The organism is Nostoc sp. CALU 546 (assembly GCF_048836525.1).
In genome coordinates, this window is record NZ_JAWJTF010000048.1 from 32867 (window position 1) to 52335 (window position 19469).

At 41.3% G+C, this 19469-nt stretch carries 11 protein-coding genes; 5 read left to right on the top strand and 6 right to left on the bottom strand.

The window, feature by feature from the left end:
* Position 1: 1 nt before the first annotated feature.
* Positions 2-6604, bottom strand: coding sequence for an amino acid adenylation domain-containing protein (locus tag RRG12_RS22305; RefSeq protein WP_420760749.1), 6603 nt, complete (start codon positions 6602-6604; stop codon positions 2-4).
* Positions 6605-7660: 1056 nt separating this feature from the next.
* On the opposite strand from RRG12_RS22305, the gene RRG12_RS22310 reads away from it, so the two are divergent.
* The 3 genes from RRG12_RS22310 (at position 7661) to RRG12_RS22320 (ending at position 11837) form a co-directional block, all read left to right on the top strand.
* Positions 7661-10381, top strand: coding sequence for a TonB-dependent siderophore receptor (locus tag RRG12_RS22310; RefSeq protein ID WP_420760750.1), 2721 nt, complete (start codon positions 7661-7663; stop codon positions 10379-10381).
* A gap of 102 nt (positions 10382-10483) precedes the next feature.
* Positions 10484-11452, top strand: coding sequence for an iron-siderophore ABC transporter substrate-binding protein (locus RRG12_RS22315; protein ID WP_420760751.1), 969 nt, complete (start codon positions 10484-10486; stop codon positions 11450-11452).
* Between the two features lie 4 nt (positions 11453-11456).
* Complete coding sequence (locus tag RRG12_RS22320) at positions 11457-11837, top strand: DUF1636 family protein (protein ID WP_420760752.1); 381 nt, start codon at positions 11457-11459, stop codon at positions 11835-11837.
* Between the two features lie 116 nt (positions 11838-11953).
* Here the strand turns inward: RRG12_RS22320 and RRG12_RS22325 are convergent, their stop codons facing one another.
* Entirely contained in the window at positions 11954-12859 is a 906-nt protein-coding gene (locus tag RRG12_RS22325; RefSeq protein WP_420760753.1) for an amino acid ABC transporter substrate-binding protein, read from the bottom strand.
* A 244-nt stretch (positions 12860-13103) separates the two neighbouring features.
* Between RRG12_RS22325 and argC the strand changes: the two genes are divergently transcribed.
* The gene (argC, locus tag RRG12_RS22330; protein ID WP_420760763.1) at positions 13104-14093 is read left to right on the top strand and encodes an N-acetyl-gamma-glutamyl-phosphate reductase; all 990 of its coding nucleotides are present in this window, start codon (positions 13104-13106) and stop codon (positions 14091-14093) included.
* A gap of 109 nt (positions 14094-14202) precedes the next feature.
* Here argC and RRG12_RS22335 read toward each other — a convergent pair whose 3' ends face one another.
* From RRG12_RS22335 to RRG12_RS22350, 4 genes are all read right to left on the bottom strand, one after another.
* Positions 14203-15201: a DUF1350 family protein gene (locus RRG12_RS22335; RefSeq protein WP_420760754.1), complete on the bottom strand. Its 999-nt coding sequence runs from the start codon at positions 15199-15201 to the stop codon at positions 14203-14205.
* 142 nt (positions 15202-15343) lie between these two features.
* Entirely contained in the window at positions 15344-16363 is a 1020-nt protein-coding gene (locus RRG12_RS22340; protein ID WP_420760755.1) for a tRNA-dihydrouridine synthase family protein, read from the bottom strand.
* A 129-nt stretch (positions 16364-16492) separates the two neighbouring features.
* A complete protein-coding gene (locus RRG12_RS22345) occupies positions 16493-16864 on the bottom strand; it encodes a response regulator (protein ID WP_420760756.1) in 372 nt (123 codons plus the stop codon).
* A gap of 275 nt (positions 16865-17139) precedes the next feature.
* The gene (locus RRG12_RS22350; protein ID WP_420760757.1) at positions 17140-18693 is read right to left on the bottom strand and encodes an ATP-binding protein; all 1554 of its coding nucleotides are present in this window, start codon (positions 18691-18693) and stop codon (positions 17140-17142) included.
* Positions 18694-18898: 205 nt separating this feature from the next.
* Here RRG12_RS22350 and RRG12_RS22355 point away from each other — a divergent pair, with 205 nt between their 5' ends.
* The gene (locus RRG12_RS22355) at positions 18899-19351 is read left to right on the top strand and encodes a cupin domain-containing protein (RefSeq protein WP_420760758.1); all 453 of its coding nucleotides are present in this window, start codon (positions 18899-18901) and stop codon (positions 19349-19351) included.
* Positions 19352-19469: the final 118 nt, after the last annotated feature.

Here is a 19469-nt window from a genome sequence, read left to right on the forward strand (position 1 = left end):
TCTATTTCCCTGCTTTGCGTAATTTCTTTTGTCTGTTGAGAGATGCTTTTTGCTTTTCTGCTCTATCAAAAATCTCTGTAAATTTGTGCTGGGTTTCTATCTGTGTTTGACTAAGTTTTTTTGCCAACAAGCTGATAGTTGGGTATTGAAAAATTTCTACTATTGATAAGTCTCGATTTAACTTTTCTCGCAATTGGGTATGCACTTGACCTACTAATAGAGAATGACCCCCCAAATCAAAGAAGTTATCATGAATACCCACTTTTTTGATACCCAACAAATCTTGCCAAATAGTAGCGATAATTTGCTCGACCTCAGTTGCCGGTGGTGTATAAAGAGTATTACTAACTGCGGAAATATCTGGTGAAGGTAAGGCACGGCGGTTCACTTTACCGTTGGATAAGAGGGGCACATCATCCAGAAGCATGAAGTTTGCAGGAACCATGTATTCTGGTAGTTTTTCACTCAAAAAATCGCGCAGTTGTGGTACTAACTCCAAGGCAAATTTTGCCTGTAAGGGATTGTTAGTATAATCTCGCCAAGGGCGATGTTTTGCACTATGAGTAATTTCAAACTGGGTTGTCTTAACTGTTGGCTCTCGCCTAAATATGACATCGTAACGACCATTATCTCCACAGCTTGACCAAGTAATATCGATGGAGTAAGGCAAATCTTTGCTTAATGCCCAAAAATCTTCCGGCTCAATTCCTCGACACTCACTGTTTTTGTCCAGGAATTGTCTCATATCTCCTACAGTTGCAGCCCCTCCAGGAGAAGTTAACCACTGCCAAATCTGTATATCTTTTGCAATTCTAGCATTCGGAATCCGAGCAATACCTAAGATATTCGGTGTAGTTTCTAAGAGCATTTGGTGGACAGATGCCAGTGTTAACTCTTGTTTTTCCCAGTCTAACCAAGGGAGATCCAACAGAGGAATTTCATTTCCAATATGGAGAATCACATCGTAGCGAAATTTATTCAGTTCGTTCTGATGATAACCACGTTCTAGAATAATTTCTACATGACTTATCTTAGGTAAATGTTGTTTTAAAGCTGTGAAGAAAGCTGGATCAATAACTAGCTGTTTCTCCTCAAACAATTGTTTTCTTGCCCGTTGTTGTAACTCTTCTTTTGAGAGAAAATCTGGCGCTCGATGGAATTGGACAGATGTATGGAATACTTCTAATAAAGGTAAGCTCCGAATATCTCCAAGAAAGATAAAACCTCCTGGTGCTACTGCATTCACGGCGTTCTCTAATACTTGCAGTAGATAGTCAATACGAGGAAAATATTGCATTACAGAAACTATCAAAACAGCATCAAAACTGTTAGATACTACACCCTCAAAGTTATTTGCTCCTCTGTGAATGAGAGTTACTTCTGATGGTTTATGCTCTAGCATTGTCATCTGATGCTTCAGATTCAGCAAAGCTTTTTCTGAGAGGTCTGTTGCACAATATTGCTGACAGTGAGGAGCTATCCGAAATAACATCAGACCGCTACCACAACCAATTTCTAATACCTTGGTTGGTTGTAAAGACAAAATTCGCTCGACTGTTGGCTCTACCCAATCACGTACTTCTGCTTCTGGTATTGGTTGTCCCGTGTAGCTACTGTTCCATCCTTTGATATCGAATTTTAATGCTTGTTCATCAGCAGTATCTCGATAAAGTTCGTCAAACACACCTTCCCACTGCGACACCTGCTTGCTGCTTAATTCCTTTCCTGAGATTAATTCTGCTGTAGTTTCTGGTTCAGAATTTTGTACCACATAAGCAACTAAGCGTTTGTTACCAGGGTTATCTTCTTGAGCAATAACTACAGCTTTCTCAACCGCTGGGTGTTGGTTTAATACTGCCTCAATTTCTCCCAACTCAATCCGAAAACCTCGGATTTTTATTTGATAATCTTCCCGACCTAAAAATTCAATATTTCCATCCTCTAAGTACCGTGCTAAGTCTCCGGTTTTGTATAAGCGTGCGCCCGATTCCTGGCTAAATGGATGAGGAATAAATTTTTCGGCGGTCGATTCCGGGCGATTAAAGTAACCTCTAGCTAATCCGACTCCACCAATATAAACTTCGCCGGCAACTCCTATGGGTACGGGCTGTAGTTTGGAGTCTAATAGATATATTTGAGTATTGTTGAAAGGGCGACCAATTGGTACTTGTCGCTCCATCTGTAAATTAGTTGTAGTAGTTTCAAAATATGAGCTATCAATGGTGGCTTCGCTAACACCGTAGGAGTTAATTAATCTGGTTGCATGACCACAAAAATGCTTGACTTGATGATATCCATTAACATACCAGCTATCAGAACCGATAATTAGCGATCGCATAAAGTCAACAGATTGTTGAGTTTTTTCCAAATACTGAACTAAATTCATCAGTACGGCTGGCACAAACTCGGCACAGTTGACTCGTTCGGAACACATCAATGCATAAAGTCGATCTGGCTGCAATAAAAATTCCCGTGGACAAAGTACTAGTTTGCCACCGGAGCATAAAGCCCGAACTAAGTCTCCAGTGAAAACATCAAAGGAAAAACTTGCCATTTGCAAATGACTTGTGGCTACAGAGCGAAGTGAGTAGACATCTTCCCAAGCAAGATAGGCATTTACTAAACTGCCGTGAGTAACCATCACTCCCTTGGGAATCCCTGTAGAACCGGAAGTGTAGATTGCATAAGCTAGGTTTTGAGGAGTTGTTTGATGGAGTAGATTTTCGTTGCTCTGTTGGGAAATACTCTCCCAGTTGGAGTCTAGGCAAACAACCTTGGCTTGGTGTTCTGGGAGATTTTTTAATAGCCACTTTTGAGTTATCAAAACTGACACTTGCATATTTTTCAACATGAATGCCAACCGCTCATGGGAATAGACGGGATCTAGAGGCACATAAGCCCCTCCTGCTTTGAGGACGCCCAAGACTGCTACCACCATTTCCACAGAGCGTTCTATGTAGATGCCAACCATAACTTCTGGCCCTACACCCAGTCTTCGTAAATGATGTGCTAGCTGATTAGCACGTTGATTCAACTCCTGATATTTCAACTGGTTTTGAGCAAATACTACTGCAACTTCATGCGGTGTTTGCTCTACTTGTGCTTCAAAAAGCTGATGAATACACTGTTTTATATTGAATTTGGGATTTTGAATTTGGGATTTATTTTGATTAAATTCTACAAGGAGTTGATGTTGCTCTTTTTTTGTCAATAGTGACAAGTCGGAAAGTTTAGTTTGGGGATTTGCCACAATCCCTGAGAGCAAGTTTTGAAAATGTTCCACCATTCGGGCGATGGTAGTGGCATCAAATAAATCAGTGTTGTATTCAAATGACAACATTAGCTCTTGCCCAACTTCCACAGATAGACTCAAATCAAATTGTGACGTTTCATTTTCTACTTTTAATTGACTCACAACTAAATTGGGCATTTCTGGTAGAGGTGGAGCATTCCGGAAATCGAACATCACCTGAAATAGGGGGGTGTGACTGACGTTTCGTTTTGGATTCAATGCTTCTACTAGTTGATCAAAGGTTAAATCTTGGTGTTTATATGCTTCTAGAGCCACGCTTCGCACACGACCAAGTAAATTTTGAAATGTAGGATTACCGGAAAGGTCAGTACGTAACACCAAAGTATTGACGAAAAAGCCAATCAGCCCTTTTAATTCATCACTGTTACGGTTAGCAATTGGTGAGCCGACTGGAATATCGTTTTGTCCTGTGTAGCGATAGAGGAAAGTCTGGAATGCCGCCAATAGCAACATGAATAGAGTCACGCCTTCTTGACGAGCGATCGCCTTGAGTTGGTCTAGGAGAGTTTTGGGTAACTCAACAGATTGATGGAAACCGCGTGAGGACTGCACCGCCGGTCTTGGTCGATCTGTTGGTAATTGTAAAAGAGTTGGTATATCTGCAAGTTGTTGCTTCCAGTAAGAGAGTTGGGTTTGCAGAATTTCACCTTCTAACCATTGTCGCTGCCAATATGCAAAATCTTTGTATTGGATCGACACTTCTGGGAGAGGTGAAGAACTTCTAGTTAAGAATGCTTTGTAAAGTAATGCAATTTCTTGTAAAAAGACCTCAGTAGACCAGCCATCAGAGATGATGTGGTGCATCTCCAGCAAAAGAATATGCTCTTGCTGTGCTAGGCGCAAAACTTTAGCACGTAATAATGGCCCGTGCGTTAGGTCAAAAGGTCGTTGACTTTCTTGAGTCAATAATTTTTGAACTGCAACATTGCTCTGTAATTCGATATTTATTACTGATAAAGATAATTTTAGGGAATCAGCAATAATTTGTACTGGCTGTCCGTTGACTGTTGTAAATGTGGTTCTTAAAGTCTCGTGTCGCCGGATAATTTCATTCAGACTTTGTTCTAGTAAAGTAACCTCAAGCTGACCTTTGAGATTAACAGCTAAGGAAATATTGTAAGCTGGGTTGCCTGGTTCTAATCGGTCAAGGAACCATAGTCGCTGCTGGGCAAAAGATAGAGGATATACTTCAGCTGGCTGGATTTGGCTTAGAGACACTGAGGGGATAGCAGATGCCGTTGTCAGTTGAGCGAGTATTTTTGTAGCGAGCGATCGCGCACTGATCCCTTCAAAGAAGTCTGCTATAGATACTTCTATTTCTAGGTCAACTTCAATCCTGTTTTTTAACTCAAAGACTTTTAAAGAATCAAGTCCAAAGGTACTTAAAGGCTGTTCAGAATTGACTTCATCAGGGGGAATTGTTAGTACCGCAGCTACCTGTTCTATCAGATATTTTTCTAAAACTAGCTGACATTCCTGTGGAGCAAGCTCTAAAACAGTGGAACGTTTTAAACGAGTTTCGTTTCTGACAATATCACTACTTTTTAAAATATTACAGCCAACTATATCTAATTCCCCTTTTTGCCATTGCACGCGAGTTGCACGGCGTTGAATCTTGCCACTGGAAGTTTTAGGAATACTACCTGGTTTAATTAAAACGACAGCATAAACTTGTACTTCATGTTCTTCTGTTACTGCTTGACGAATGGTAGCAATAACCTCTTCTAAGTTTGGCTTGACGCGAAACTCTAATTCTTGGACAACTACTAGCCGTTCTTCATTGTTAACTTCTACTGTGAATGCTGCACCACTACCAGAACGCAACGATGAATGACTACACTCTACGGTTATTTCTATATCTTGTGGATATAGATTTCGACCACGAATAATAATTAAATCTTTGACTCTACCTGTAATGAAAAGTTCTTCATTCTGCAAAAAGCCTAAATCTCCCGTCCGTAGAAAAGGCCCTACACCCGTGTCTGATAGATAAGCATGAAATGTGTCTGCTGTCTCTTGAGGACGGTTCCAATAACCTTGACCAATACTCGGCCCAGATACCCAGATTTCCCCAATTTCATCAGATTTGCAACTACTCAATTTTTCTGGATTGGCAATTACTACTTTTTGGTCTGGGATAATGTTACCGCAACTTACAAAATTGGAGATATCTTGATCTTTAACAGTTGCTTCAACTACTCGATTCAATTCTAATGCAGCTTTCTGGACTGTTTTGATAATTGGTGATGTTGCCTGATCAACACCAGAAACCATCAGAGTTGTTTCAGCCATGCCGTAACAAGGATAAAATGCCTCTTTACGGAAGCCACACTCTACAAAAGCTGTTGCAAATCGTTCTAAAGTATCATGGCGAATAGGTTCAGCTCCATTAAATGCAACACTCCAACTACTTAAATCAAGAGTTGCTTTTTGTTCAGGAGTAATTTTTTGAATGCATAACTCATAGGCAAAGTTAGGGCCACCACTGGTTGTGCCTTTGTAGCGAGAAATCGCTTGCAACCAACGATAAGGACGTTGGAGAAAGGAAGTTGGGGGCATGATGATGCAAGGAAAACCTCCATACAAGGGTTGTAATATTCCTCCAATCAGACCCATATCGTGGTACATCGGCAACCACGTTACAAACTTACTTTCTGGAGAATGATTCATGAATTGGTAAGTTGTGACAGCATTGTGCAGTAGGTTGCCATGACTTACCATTACACCTTTGGGTGTCCCTGTAGAACCAGAGGTGTATTGCAAAAAAGCTAATGTATCTTGATTAATAAAAGGTTCTTGCCAAGTATCTTCTATTCCTTCTGCAAGATTATCAGTAGTTAGCCAGTGTAAAGATTCTAGGTTGGTCTTTTCTGTCATTAAAGACCGGACTGTAGACAAAATTTCTGTTGTGGTAAGAGCGATCGCTGCTTGTGCGTCTGCCAAAATAGCTTGTATTCTGGGTGTGTTGCGCTGATTACGAGGCGGATATGCAGGAACAGCAACGACTCCTGCATACAAGCAACCGAAAAAAGCTGCCAAGTAATCTAGTCCTGGTGAATACAGCAATAAGGCTCGTTCCCCAGTTAAACCTAATGACTGTAATTGAGATGCTATTCGACGCGATCGCTTATCTAATTCTTGATAAGTGAGTGTGGCTGTTTCTATTTCGCCATCTTGCAAGAAAGTAAAAGCCTCTCTATTTGGCTGCGTCAATTGTCTTAAGCGTAGCAGCTCAATCACAGTAGAACAATTGCGGGAAACTTCTTGGAAGCTATTGGAAAATTGATTCATTTTTACTCTTAACAGTTAGATGCAACCCTGATGTAATTCTTTCTTATATATCCACTGCTAATACAGTTTGGTTAACCATAAGTGCTGAGTCCTGAGTATTCCAGTACTTATGGTTAACCGCTGTATTCTGCTCTGATCCTCACACAAGCAATAAAGCTGATACGAATGGCACTAATAAAAGCCTAAAGCCTTGTCTAGTCTTGTTCCCAGACTGGGAATGTGGGTTAAAAGAGGCTCTGCCTCTTGTCAAGCTACTGGAGGCGGCAGCCCTTCCAGAATGGTTTCCCAGCTTTTAGGCTTGTTCCAGTCAGAGCAAGGGCTGTATCTTTTCTTATTGTCATTCAGAAGAATCTAGGTGAAGTCCTTATTTTGCCTGAGACTCAAGTCATCGAAAAACGCTAAGGAGCGCAAAATTAAGTCTAGCTAATTGCAAGTAATTTTCAATTGCCTCAATCACTATAATGGGAATTGTTGCATTTGACAACTAGGCGCTTTATAAGTAATTTTTATTTGTAAAAATTTTTGTATCACTTTCAATTATCAAATAATCTCTATATCAGCAATCAGGACTGTTTCATTAACTGACAATCCTTTACCTTCTCCCAAAGAGCTACGGTGTTCCTTCTGACTCCCTCTAACTCCCCCAATCGGATATTTCCCCCCTTGGCAAGGGGAGAAATCCAGGGTTTTTACCAAGATGTGTATACGCCGTAGCTCTTTGGGAGAGGCTAGCGCTAAGGCAGAAGTCTCTCGATAATTTATCGAGGATGTTGGAGGCAGATAGCGCAGCGTTAGCGAGTCCGCGAGCGTCGGGCAGGAGGCAGGAGTAAGACTGTCCAACGCTCTCTATGAGACGCTGCACGTAGCTTGCTTTTCTGTAAGAGTACGCGGCGAACTCGCTAATGCTGCGCTATCTGCCTCCTGCCTCCTTCAATTTTTTAATGTATTGATTTGCAATAAGTAAACATTTATCCTAATATGTATTGCAAATCAATGTTAATAAATAGCTGCGTCATCGACTAGGAACGAGTGGCATATTTGGTTGTGAGGAAATTAATGAAATTAGAGCAACTATTTCAAAGCCTGTTGGTTACAGGCTCATTTTTCGTATTGGTAACGACTCCTGCCTTGAGTGAGGAGGGACGAGATGATGTACAGCGTTCTTTTCCATCAACTAGTGCAAGCACGAGTTCCGATGAAGCCTTACCCCGATCAACTTCAGCAGGGCAAGTTCAACCAATCATAGAGGTTCAGCCACTCTCAAAATTGAAACGTCCACCTACCAGTGGGCAAAAGCTAGTGCAATCACCAGTACCAACACCAGGTTCAGCTGCTTCCCAAGAAGTTATCCAAATTACTGGAGTCAAAGCAAATCCTACGGAAAAAGGCGTAGAAGTGATTTTGCAGACATCCAATGGGGAACAGTTACAAATCTCAAATGTTAGTACTGGCAATAGTTATATCGCTGACATCCCTAACGCCCAACTACGTCTGCCTAATGGTGATGGATTCGTATTTCGTTCGGAAAAACCGACTGCGGGAATTAGTGAAATCACAGTTACTAATCAGAATGTCAATACAGTCCGGGTGACGGTGACGGGTGAAGTGGGGTTGCCACAAGCTGAATTGTTTGATGGCGATGAAGGTTTAATTTTTGGTTTGACACCTGCTGCATCTACAACACAACTACCACCGCAACCAGAAGCGCCACAAAATTCTGAGCCAGAAAAACCTGCTAGCAACACTCCTCCAGCAGAACCATCAGGGCAGACTGATGAACCAATCGAGTTGCTAGTGACTGGAGAACAAGACGGCTATCGCGTGCCTGATGCTGCTACTGCTACTAAAACAGATACACCTTTACGCGATATTCCCCAGTCAATTCAAGTCGTCCCTCGACAGGTGTTAGAAGACCAGCAAGTAACAAACTTGGGTGAAGCCCTCAGAAACGTATCTGGTGTATCACAGGGGGATGGCTCACGATCGCGCGGGGCTGCTAATACTCCGAGAATCCGAGGGTTTGATTCCCGCTTTGATATTTTGACAAATGGGTTGAAAGATTCGACGAATTTATTGTTTGGTTATGATCCTGCAATTATTGATCGAATTGAGGTACTTAAAGGCCCTGCTTCTGTTCTCTACGGCCAAGGTTCCACTGGAGGTGTGATCAATCTTGTCACTAAACAACCTCTGAGAGATCCTTTCTACTCAGTCGAATTTTCCGCTGGCAACTATAATTTCTACCGTGGTGGGATTGATCTTTCAGGCCCACTCAATGATGACAAAACAGTTCTGTATCGCTTGAATGTAGCTGCTCAGACAACAGAAAGTTTCGTTGATTTCTATGATGGGCAACAGTATATTGTTGCTCCGAGTCTCTCGTGGCAAATTAGCGATCGCACCAAACTAACTCTAAGCAGCGAATATATTAATCGCCCCAAAGATTTTGGTCAAATGGGTATCCCCGTTGTGGGTAGCATTTTGCCCAACCCCAATGGCAGAATTAATCGCGATCGGAACTTTTCTGAACCGTCTAGCCGCGATGATTTAGAAGTATTCCGAGTTGGTTATGACTTAGAGCATCGCTTCAGTGAGAACTGGCAACTACGCAGTGTCTTGAAAGCAGGGTGGGCTGATCAGGATCGAGTGGTTACTCAAGGAACTAGTCTCAGAGCAGATAACCGCACCCTCAATCGGATATTTTTTGAGTCTGATATTGATGATAGAGTCTTTAATTTTGACAACTATGTTGTCGGTAAATTTGCTACAGGCAGTATCCAACATCAACTGGTAACAGGTTTTAATTTAACCAGATTGGATACCAGAAATGTAGACCTTGCTTTCAATCTAGCTGCACCAATTGACGTATTTAACCCTGAGTATGGCCAACCACTTGGAGAATCCATTGGCCCAGAAACTTTAGAGTTGGGTACAAATGCTTATGGTTTCTATGTCCAAGATCAAATTACAGTCACAGAAAATTTCAAAGTCCTAATAGGTGGACGGTTTGATATTATCAATCAGAAATTTGAGAATTTCACTGCCTCCACCAGTGAATCTGTGCAGCAAGAAGCCTTTAGTCCAAGGGTTGGGATTGTCTATCAACCAATCCCACCAATTTCCCTCTACGCTAGCTATAGCCGAGCATTTTCACCCAATCAATCAGTTTTTAGTCCAACACTGCCTGAACCAGAACGGGGAACACAATACGAAGTGGGGATCAAAGCAGACTTTAGTGAACGACTAGCTGCGACTTTGGCATTTTATGATTTGACTCGCTCTAATGTTTTAGTCGCCGATCCTAACAACATAGCACGGTCTATCCAAGTGGGTGAACAGAAAAGCCAAGGGATTGAATTTGACTTATCTGGTGAAATTTCGCCGGGATGGAACATCATTGCAGGCTATGCCTACACAGATACCGAAATCACTGAGGATGAACCCTCTAGAGTTGGCAATCAATTGAACAATGTGCCGAAACACTCTTGGAATTTGTGGACAACCTATGAACTTCAGTCAGGTAATTTGAAAGGTTTAGGCTTTGGTTTAGGCTTATTTTATGTAGGAGATAGACAAGGAGATTTAGCGAATACATTTGAATTGCCTAGTTATGTTCGTACTGACGCTGCTATCTTCTATAAGCAAGATAGGTTCCGCGCCGCGCTCAATTTCAAAAATATTTTCAATATAGACTATTGGGATTCTGCATTGAATAGAGCAAATGTTTATCCAGGCGATCCTTTTATTGTGCAGGGAACTGTTTCCTTTCAACTCTAATCTCCTTTGAGGTTGAATGCACAATGACGTGCAGTGCGTTCAAAAAACATTAAATCTCTTCCCAAGATATTGGGAAGGGATCTATTTATCAACTCTTCTGCAATGACAAAGAGAATTAACAGAATTATCATCTTTTTCCTCCTTGCTAGCCTGACTATTTTTCTAATTTCTAGCCATCAAGTTAAATTCGCTGATACTCCACCTCATATCAACAAGTTGTCCAACATTTCTAACTGTCGGATGATTGAACACACATTGGGAAAAACCTGCGTTCCTAATAATCCTGAACGGATTGTTACTTTGAACGATATCATCTTGGGTAATGTTCTTACTCTTGGTGTCAAACCAATTGGAAGCGCTACTTATTTTAGAAAAAGTAAATTTTCTCCACAGGTAAAGAGAAAAGTCGGTGACATCAACTTGTTAGGAATAATTCGTCAACCGAATCTAGAAAAAATGTTACTACTTAAACCTGATTTGATTATAGGTTGGCGAACTACCGATCAAGTAAATTATTCTCTACTATCAAAAATAGCTCCTACTGTACTCTACGATTCACAAGGTTTATCGTGGCAAGAACAGTTTAATTTTGTAGCTAACACACTAGGTAAAGAAGCAACAGCAACAGTAGTTTTGAATAATTATAAGCAACGAGTTCAAAAGTTAAAACAATATTTGGGAAGTCGTTATAAACAACAAAAAATTTCTCTGATCAACTTCTGTTGTAATGGGATAATAAGCGATGTCAAAAATTCATTTGCAGGTACTATCCTCAACGATGCAGGATTACAACGACCAGAAGCCCAAGACATTAATCAAAAATATGGAATTATGGAGATTCCTGAAGAAGAATTATGGAAAGCCGATGGTGATATTTTGTTTGTCTCAGCTTACTTAGATAGTGACCGTTCTTATTTAAATAAACTAGAACAAAAACCTCTGTGGAAAAATATTCGAGCGGTGCAAAAAAATCATGTGTATTTTGTAGATGCTACAGCATGGAGAGGAAATAGTTTAATTGATGCTGAGGTGGTAATAGATGATTTGTTTAAGTACTTAATTAACCCTTAAATTTATGCCCAAACACACACTATTTGTTTGTAAATACTGCCACCATTCGTCTGAAAAACTATCAGAACAGCAGCCTACAGATGGCTCTCTTTTAATAGAGAATTTAAACATTACCTTTGACAAGGAGTTTCCATCAGAACAAGTGGAAATTCAGCCTACCCACTGCATCCGGGCGTGCGATCGCGCCTGTGTTGTAGCTATTTGCAGCCCTGAAAAACCTACCTATCTTTTTGTGGATCTTCCTATTGACAAAAGTTCCACACCATTATTGGAATTTATGCAACTATATATCGAAAGTCGCACAGGGGCGATCGCCTGGAAAAATTTCCCTCAACTATTGCAGTCTGCTATTTTTGCACAAATTCCATCACAAAATCATTCTTGAAAAAGAATTCAGAATTCAGAAGCGGAGCCGGAGACTCCGAAAGCTCCGGTCAGAATCAAGACGCTCTCTACGAGTACAAATAGTTAGCTAGATGATTTTGTGGGAAAACCATTATTTCACAGGTCGCTTTTAGGAATTTCCTCACGAAATTCTATGACCAATTGCATAGTTTCCACTACCAAATCACGTAAATCCCGATTGAGCGCTACAGCGCCTTGAGACCCAAACCAACGGTCAAAAATAGTCACATATTGCTGATTACCATTGACGAATCCTTGCATGAACTTGACCAGAGAATAGTTGACTGTATCCAAGAATTTCGAGTTATTTTCTGGCACCATACAAGCGATACCTTCTTGTGAATAGGGGCGAGGGGGTACGATCGCAAAAGCATCTGGATTTTTTTGCTGTTGCAACCATCCCTCTAAAAGAATGCTATCGGACGAGAAACCATCAATAGTACCTTTTTCCAAAGCTGTGTATCCCTCTGCCCTAGTTTTAAAATACACCCGCTTAACTCTAGGTTGTACACGAGCGATCGCCTGCTCATTTGTGGTTCCCGCCAGCACACCAATTCGCTTACCAATAAGGGATTCAGGGGAACCTATCTTACTTCCTTTCTTAACTAATAATTGGGTTCCAGTCACACCGTAGCTCACAGAAAAGTCTACTTTTTTATCTCGATTCCATGTAAAACTACTAGCATCACACACAATATCAACTTGTTGATTAACTATTTTAGTAATCCGCTCAGAAGGGCTAAGACCAACTAATTGCAGTTTAATTTTTTTATCTAGGTCTTTTTCTAATTGCTCTTTAATCAGAGTCAGCATATCTACAGAATAGCCATTTAACTTTCCTTGACTATCCACATAGGCAAAAGGTAATGCATCTCTACTAGTACCAGCTGTTAATACCCCTGTTCTGGCTACTTTTTCCATCACAGTCTCAGCAGCTACCATATTAGGCATGAGCGTTGCAAATATGAGACTTAAAATAGGAATAGCAATTTTTTCATACATAAGCTTTAAGAATAGGTCGTTTTTTCAAAAATTAAATCTGATTTATATATCAAGCATCGAGAAGGTATCACTATCGAGTACATAGTAAGGTTATCTAGTAACTATTCTTTACATTAGAGCTTATCCGAGTCGTATTGGGAGAGGTTCTCCTCCTGCCTCCTTCTCGTTGATTTTTTCAAAAATATCATCGGATTGCTATAGCTGTTTTAAAATACAACTTACATCTAAGGGTGCTGAAGGCATGATTACTAAACCCAAGATTTTCATTGATGGCGAATCAGGAACCACAGGCTTACAAATTTACTCACGTCTCAACCAACGAGATGATATCGAGTTAGTTAGCATTGAGGAATCTAAACGTAAGGATGCATCTGAGCGAGCTAAACTAATCAATGCCGTCGATGTTGTTATTCTCTGCCTACCTGATGATGCAGCCCTTGAAGCTGTTAGCTTGGTAACTAGTACTACGGTTAAGATCCTTGATGCTAGTACTGCCCATCGCACAGCTAAGAACTGGGTATATGGTTTCCCTGAACTAAATCCAGGACAGCGAGAGAAAATCGCCAGCGCCCAGTTTGTGAGCAATCCTGGCTGTTATCCTACAGGATTCTTGGCTTGTATCCGTCCGTTGATTGCCAAGGGACTCCTGAACAGCAACTTTCCCATCACTGTGAATGCAGTGTCAGGTTACTCTGGCGGTGGGAAGAATCTCATCAAACAGTACCATACCTTCCACGAGCAACAAGCCGGAGCAGAGTCACTCTATCCCTATGGAATCTATGGGTTACAGTTTGGGCATAAGCACGTCAAAGAAATGCATTATTACTCCGGGTTAGCATCGCCGCCGCTGTTCATACCGGCAGTAGGGGATTTTGAGCAGGGGATGCTGGTACAAGTGCCTTTGCCGCTGGGAACTTTGGATAATCCACCATCAGGTGAAGTTATTCATCAAGCGATCGCTAACTACTACCAAAGTGAAAAATTTGTGCAGGTTGCTCCATACCAAGATTCTACTCTGCTGCGAGACGGAATATTTTTGGATGCGATGTCTACGACGGGCTACGCCTACGCAATCAAAAACACCAATATTGTTCAGGTTTTTGTATTCGCCAATGACACTACCAAAGAAGTGTTGCTAGTAGCTCGTCTTGACAACCTGGGTAAGGGCGCATCAGGAGCCGCCGTCCAAAACCTAAACATCATGCTCGGTTTTCCAGAAGAGTTGGGATTTTGAATGAGGCATAGGGAGTGAGCAGTGAGGAGTGCTGAGTCATGAGTGCTGAGTGGGGAATCTCACTTTTTTACTCAGAACTCGGAACTGTTTTCCCCATGCCCCATGCCCATTATGTTGATTTTTCTTTCAGTTTCTCAAGCAACTGAATAACACTATGCTCAAATCCTCTATTTCGCTCTTGAACTGATTCAATCAAGGGTTTATTAAAAAGATTAATGACATAGTTACCTAATTGAATACCTAGAGGTCTTAAATGTCCACCTGCAAAACTTTTCCGAAAATCTTGAGGCGGCTTTTGCAAAATATTAGTAAACCATTCACAGGTTGATTTAGCAATATTGTCTGACTTGAAACAGACTAAACCCATGATGTTAAATAGCCCACTATCCTTGATTAAATTCTGGGTTTCTTCAACAGTTGGTTTCACACCCCAACCCAAATTATCGATGATATCCGCTAAAAATTGAGGACGAATTGCACTCCCTGTGTCAGCAATAGCAGGTGCTAATAGGATAGAAACCTGCCCTCTAATGAAGACACTGTTAAATTTGATATCCTTATGCACATAACTATAAATTAATTTTTTAACTTCAGCAGTTTTTCGCGTTAGTTCCTCAAAGAGAATGTTAATGTCTGCAACGACACTTTTTATCTGTGACTCATCGGAAGTATGAGACAGCAGATTACGAATAAACTGTTCTCTATCTTGAGGCTTTGGAGGTAGAGCAGTAAATCCTTCTAACAAAGAGATATATTTGCAACCAAGGCTATGTCCAATCCAAGAAAAGTTCTTATCATCTAGATAGGCTTCATAATCATATCCTGCAACACTTGCCATTTTCACAAGCTCTGGCAGAATTTCATACTGCTCTCTCATGAGAAAACCAGCTTCTACATAATGATTAAAAGTAAAATTAAAAGGCAGAAGGATAATTGTATATCCCTGCTCGAATAAACATTGAAGCAGATAGCGATAAAAAAGCATGGGGCCAAAAGTACCAAAGAAAGCCCCTGCAATAAATTGAATTACTCCTTTAGGCTGTGGATGTAGAGCAACCCAACTGTGAGAAACAGGTTTAAATCTCAGTTTCAAATTTGTATTTACCATGACTTAGCAATGAGTACATCTCATTTTGGTAGGTGTATACTTAATCTCCAAACTGAAATTGCTGCTTTTCGGATTCTTTATTCATATATCCCCATCCTCTCTAACCATTTTCTTATACAAGTAATTTAAAAAGTCCTCTTAGTTACACGCTCAAGGAGGGTGCTAGGGCTAAAGTTTTCGTAAGATCAGTAAGGAGAAAGCGATCGCAGAGGTTAAACATTTCTACCTCGGTCTGGGTCTGTCGCATCAGCCGGAGGAAATGACCCTCAGTGTCAACACTCAGGGCAATGTAGTTGAGGAACATTTTAAGGTAGCCTACGCGCGATCGCACTGGCATCGTTGCAGCTGTGGGAGTTTGCCATAAACGATCGATATAGTTGCGTACCTCTACTAAAGGAACTGGCGTGATCGTCTCGAAGCGCAAAGCCTGCCGAATTTGATTAAAAAGCCAAGGATTCCCGATCGCCCAGCGTCCCACCATCACACCCGCCGCGCCCGTTTGAGAAAGCACTTCCACAGCTGTTGCCGCAGAGTCGATATTGCCATTGGCAAGCACTGGACAATGAACCCGTTTGACTGCTTCAGCAATCAAATCATATTTCACTGCTCCGTGGTACATATCTTTCACGGTGCGACCGTGCAAACTCAGCAAATCAATGCTGTGGCGATTAATTATATCTAGAATTTTGTAAAAGTTATCTGTATTTTCAAAGCCTAGGCGCATCTTGACCGTTAAAGGTCGATCGTTGACAGCAGAACGCAGTTCTCCCAAAATCCGATCCACTTTTTCTGGTGAGAGCAACAATCCACCCCCAACATTTTTGCGATAGATTCTAGGTGCTGGACAGCCCATATTCAAGTCAACTCCAGCAATATTATAGTTGCAGAGTTCCTTTGCTGTTCTCACTAAATCTGGAATGCTTTCGCCAATCATTTGAGCAAAAACGGGGCGGCCTGTGTCGTTTTCGGTGATTGCTGTCAAAATGCCACGATTGAGCCGCGAGGTATCATTCACGCGGAAATACTCGGTGAAAAAGTAGTCAGGGCTGCCGTAGTGGGCAATCACCTTCATAAACCAGAGGTTTGTTACATCCTGCATGGGCGCAAGAGCCGTGAGGGGTAAGTCTGGATGCAACGATTGGGGGAGCGATACCTGGGACATAGAGATGAAAAGGGTTCGACAAAGCATTACTCTTTGAACCTCGCATGGCTAGAAGTCACACGATTCCTGCTTCATAATACTGTTTTCTTTGAGTGAACGAGTGTGAGGCTTGCAGAAATCAAAGTCAGACTAACTGCCCAGTACTTCACTGATTTGCTCTGCCAGTTTCAATGGACGGAAAGGCTTGGCAAAAATAGCAGCAACATCCAAATCAGTAAAACTCTCTCGATCTGATTGCTGAAATTTGGCTGTTAATAAAATTACTGGAATTTCTTTAGTGGCGGGGTTAGCTTTCAGTTGTTGCAGAGTTGCACGCCCATCCATATCAGGCATCATCATATCTAGTAAGATGACATCTAGTTTATGGTTAAGAGCTACGTTTAAGGCTTCTTGACCAGAACTAGCTGTCAAAACATTCCAGCCAGCACCCATTTCTAATCCCAATTTTGCGATCGCCCGCACATCTTCTTCATCATCAACAATCAAGACATTTTTGCTCATAATGACACTCTTCCACGATGTATGTGCTGATTTGCTTGATCGCTCTTGAGATATTCTAAAGCTAAATCGGGGAAAAGCAGGGGAGAATTAAAACAATTCGCACTCTTGCTAACGCCCCGCTCCGCTAACGCAATTCGCAATGACGCTTCGCTAACGCGGACTCGCTAACGCAATTATGTTTTGTAACGGGGATTTAACCCCTACACAAAACCTGCTGCTTATAGAGGCAGGGGACTTAAACCCCCAAACTTTGTTAAACAGTTAAAAGCCATTTATTAGAAAGCTGCCAGAGGTAACAGTACATAAAACGTGCTACCTTCACCCAAAATGCTCTGAACCCAGATTTTACCGTTATGTTGTTGGACAATATTTCGGCAAATAGCCAGTCCTAAACCTGTTCCTCCTTTTTTGCGGGAGTCGGATGCATCTACCTGCTGAAAGCGCTCGAAGATTAGTTGTAATTTATCTTTAGGAATTCCTCGCCCTTCATCTCGGATAGTAATTAGCAGAAAACTGGGTAATGGAGTACTTTGTGTTGAAGAATGGTCATTTTCTCCCAACCCAACAACCTTGTGTTCTGCGAGTGTGGCACTTATCCACACGGTATCACCTGGTTCAGAAAACTTAATAGCATTACTTATTAAGTTGGTCAGAGTTTGCAGTAGGCGATCGGGGTCTGCCCAAAGTTCAATTGCTAGAGGCTGGACAATCAGTTTAACTTGCAATTTATCTGCCATTGCCTGCATTGTTTCTGTTGCCATAATTAGCAGATCAGCAGCGTTGCACTTCACCTTCTGCATGAAGATTTTGACTGATTTCATCCGCTCTAAATCGAGAATATCATTTATCAATCGGATCAGGCGTTCTGTATTAGTAGTAGCAATGCTCAGAACTTTTTGTCCCTGTTCAGTTAGAGTTCCTAATTGTCCTGCACCCAATAAATCTAACGCTCCCATTGTAGAGGTTAAAGGTGTACGTAATTCGTGACTAACTAGAGAGATAAACTCGTTTTCCAAGCGTTTACGTTCGGTGATGTCGTTGGCAATTAATAAAGCGCATTGCACCCCACCCAGGTCAATCAATTCGATAGATAGCAGTATAGTCTTGACCTCTCCAGACTTGGTAGAAAATTCAAATTCTTGATTATAGAGTGACCCAGTATCAGATAAAAGTTGGATGGTCTGAGCGATCGCTACTGCATCCTTACCTAAATTAAGTTCAGCAACCGTATCACCAATCACTTCCTCTAGACAATAGCCACTCATCTTCAAGAAACTAGGATTGACATCAATAAAGCGTGCTTCTGCAATGGTGGCGATCGCGATCGGATTAGGACTAGAGCGGAAAACTTTAGTGAACTTCTCTTCTGCTTTGGCGCGATCGCTAATTTCCTGCTGCAACCGCTCATTTTGGGCTTGGAGTTGTTGTTGCAGCTTCCAAATCGTCAAGTGATTTTCAATTCGTGCTAAAACCTCTTCTAGTTGAAAAGGCTTAGTTATATAGTCCACCCCACCAACTGCAAAGGCTTTCACCTTATCCAGCACATCACCCAAAGCGCTGATAAAGATTACTGGAATTTCGCGGGTGCGATCGTTTGCCTTCAGGTGTTGGCAGACTTCATAGCCATTCATCTCCGGCATATTCACATCCAGCAAAATCAAGTCTGGGGGAACTGCATTTGCTCCCCGTAACCCCGTAGAACCTTTAGTTACGCTGCGAACTTTATATCCCTGTTCCGTCAGCATGGCAGATAAGAGGTTTAGGTTTTCTGGCGTGTCATCAATCACCAGTATGTCTGCTTTTGGCAAGTTGAGTGGCTTTTTAGGCATGGCAATATCGACTTTAGCCAGAATAGGCTACTAATTCTTTCTAGAAATTTTAACCTTAGTTCCATGTCTTAATAATCAGTTACAAAAAAAATATCAATTACCCATTTATCTCCCCTAGTTCTCCCCGATTAATTTCTAATGTTAAAAACATCAAATCAAGTTTGTAGATTACACCTACCAAATTACACAATAAGGAGTAACTTGTATGCAAAGTTCAACTATACGTAAACCAGCTATTATTGCACCTGGAGAAGGTAATAAATTCTCAATTCTTGGTTCACAGTTCACAACAAAAGTAACTGGGGAAGAGACAAATCAAGCTTGGACAATTTATGAAATTACGGATACAGAAGAAAATGGCCCGCCACTGCACACTCACCCTTGGGAAGAAGCATTTTATGTTCTAGAAGGGCAATTAGACATCCAAGTTGGTACAGAAACAACTTTGGCATCACCAGGCTTTTTCATTAACATTCCTCACAATGCACCACACGCCTTCAAGATCCGTTCTGCTACTGCTAAATTTCTGGTTTTAATTTCACCTAAAGGTGCAAAAAACTTTTATGAAGAAATGGGTCAAGTAGCAGATAGTTCATCGTTAAACATGGAAAAAGTGCAACCTGTTTTGAACAAATATGGATTGCAATTTCTTGCGTGAACGTTTCATTGGGATGCAGTGTACAGCTAGCTATCCTAGTGGTAACTGCTATATATAAACACGCAAATTTCGCGTTATTAAATCTATTTCTACAAAAGTCAAATGTACTCAATAACAA

Excerpts from the sequence above, each read along its gene's own strand:
- RRG12_RS22305 (WP_420760749.1), bottom strand. The coding sequence starts at position 6,604 with ATGAATCAATTTTCCAATAGCTTCCAAGAAGTTTCCCGCAATTGTTCT.
- RRG12_RS22310 (WP_420760750.1), top strand. The coding sequence starts at position 7,661 with ATGAAATTAGAGCAACTATTTCAAAGCCTGTTGGTTACAGGCTCATTT.
- RRG12_RS22315 (WP_420760751.1), top strand. The coding sequence starts at position 10,484 with ATGACAAAGAGAATTAACAGAATTATCATCTTTTTCCTCCTTGCTAGC.
- RRG12_RS22320 (WP_420760752.1), top strand. The coding sequence starts at position 11,457 with ATGCCCAAACACACACTATTTGTTTGTAAATACTGCCACCATTCGTCT.
- RRG12_RS22325 (WP_420760753.1), bottom strand. The coding sequence starts at position 12,859 with ATGTATGAAAAAATTGCTATTCCTATTTTAAGTCTCATATTTGCAACG.
- RRG12_RS22335 (WP_420760754.1), bottom strand. The coding sequence starts at position 15,201 with ATGGTAAATACAAATTTGAAACTGAGATTTAAACCTGTTTCTCACAGT.
- RRG12_RS22340 (WP_420760755.1), bottom strand. The coding sequence starts at position 16,363 with ATGTCCCAGGTATCGCTCCCCCAATCGTTGCATCCAGACTTACCCCTC.
- RRG12_RS22345 (WP_420760756.1), bottom strand. The coding sequence starts at position 16,864 with ATGAGCAAAAATGTCTTGATTGTTGATGATGAAGAAGATGTGCGGGCG.
- RRG12_RS22350 (WP_420760757.1), bottom strand. The coding sequence starts at position 18,693 with ATGCCTAAAAAGCCACTCAACTTGCCAAAAGCAGACATACTGGTGATT.
- RRG12_RS22355 (WP_420760758.1), top strand. The coding sequence starts at position 18,899 with ATGCAAAGTTCAACTATACGTAAACCAGCTATTATTGCACCTGGAGAA.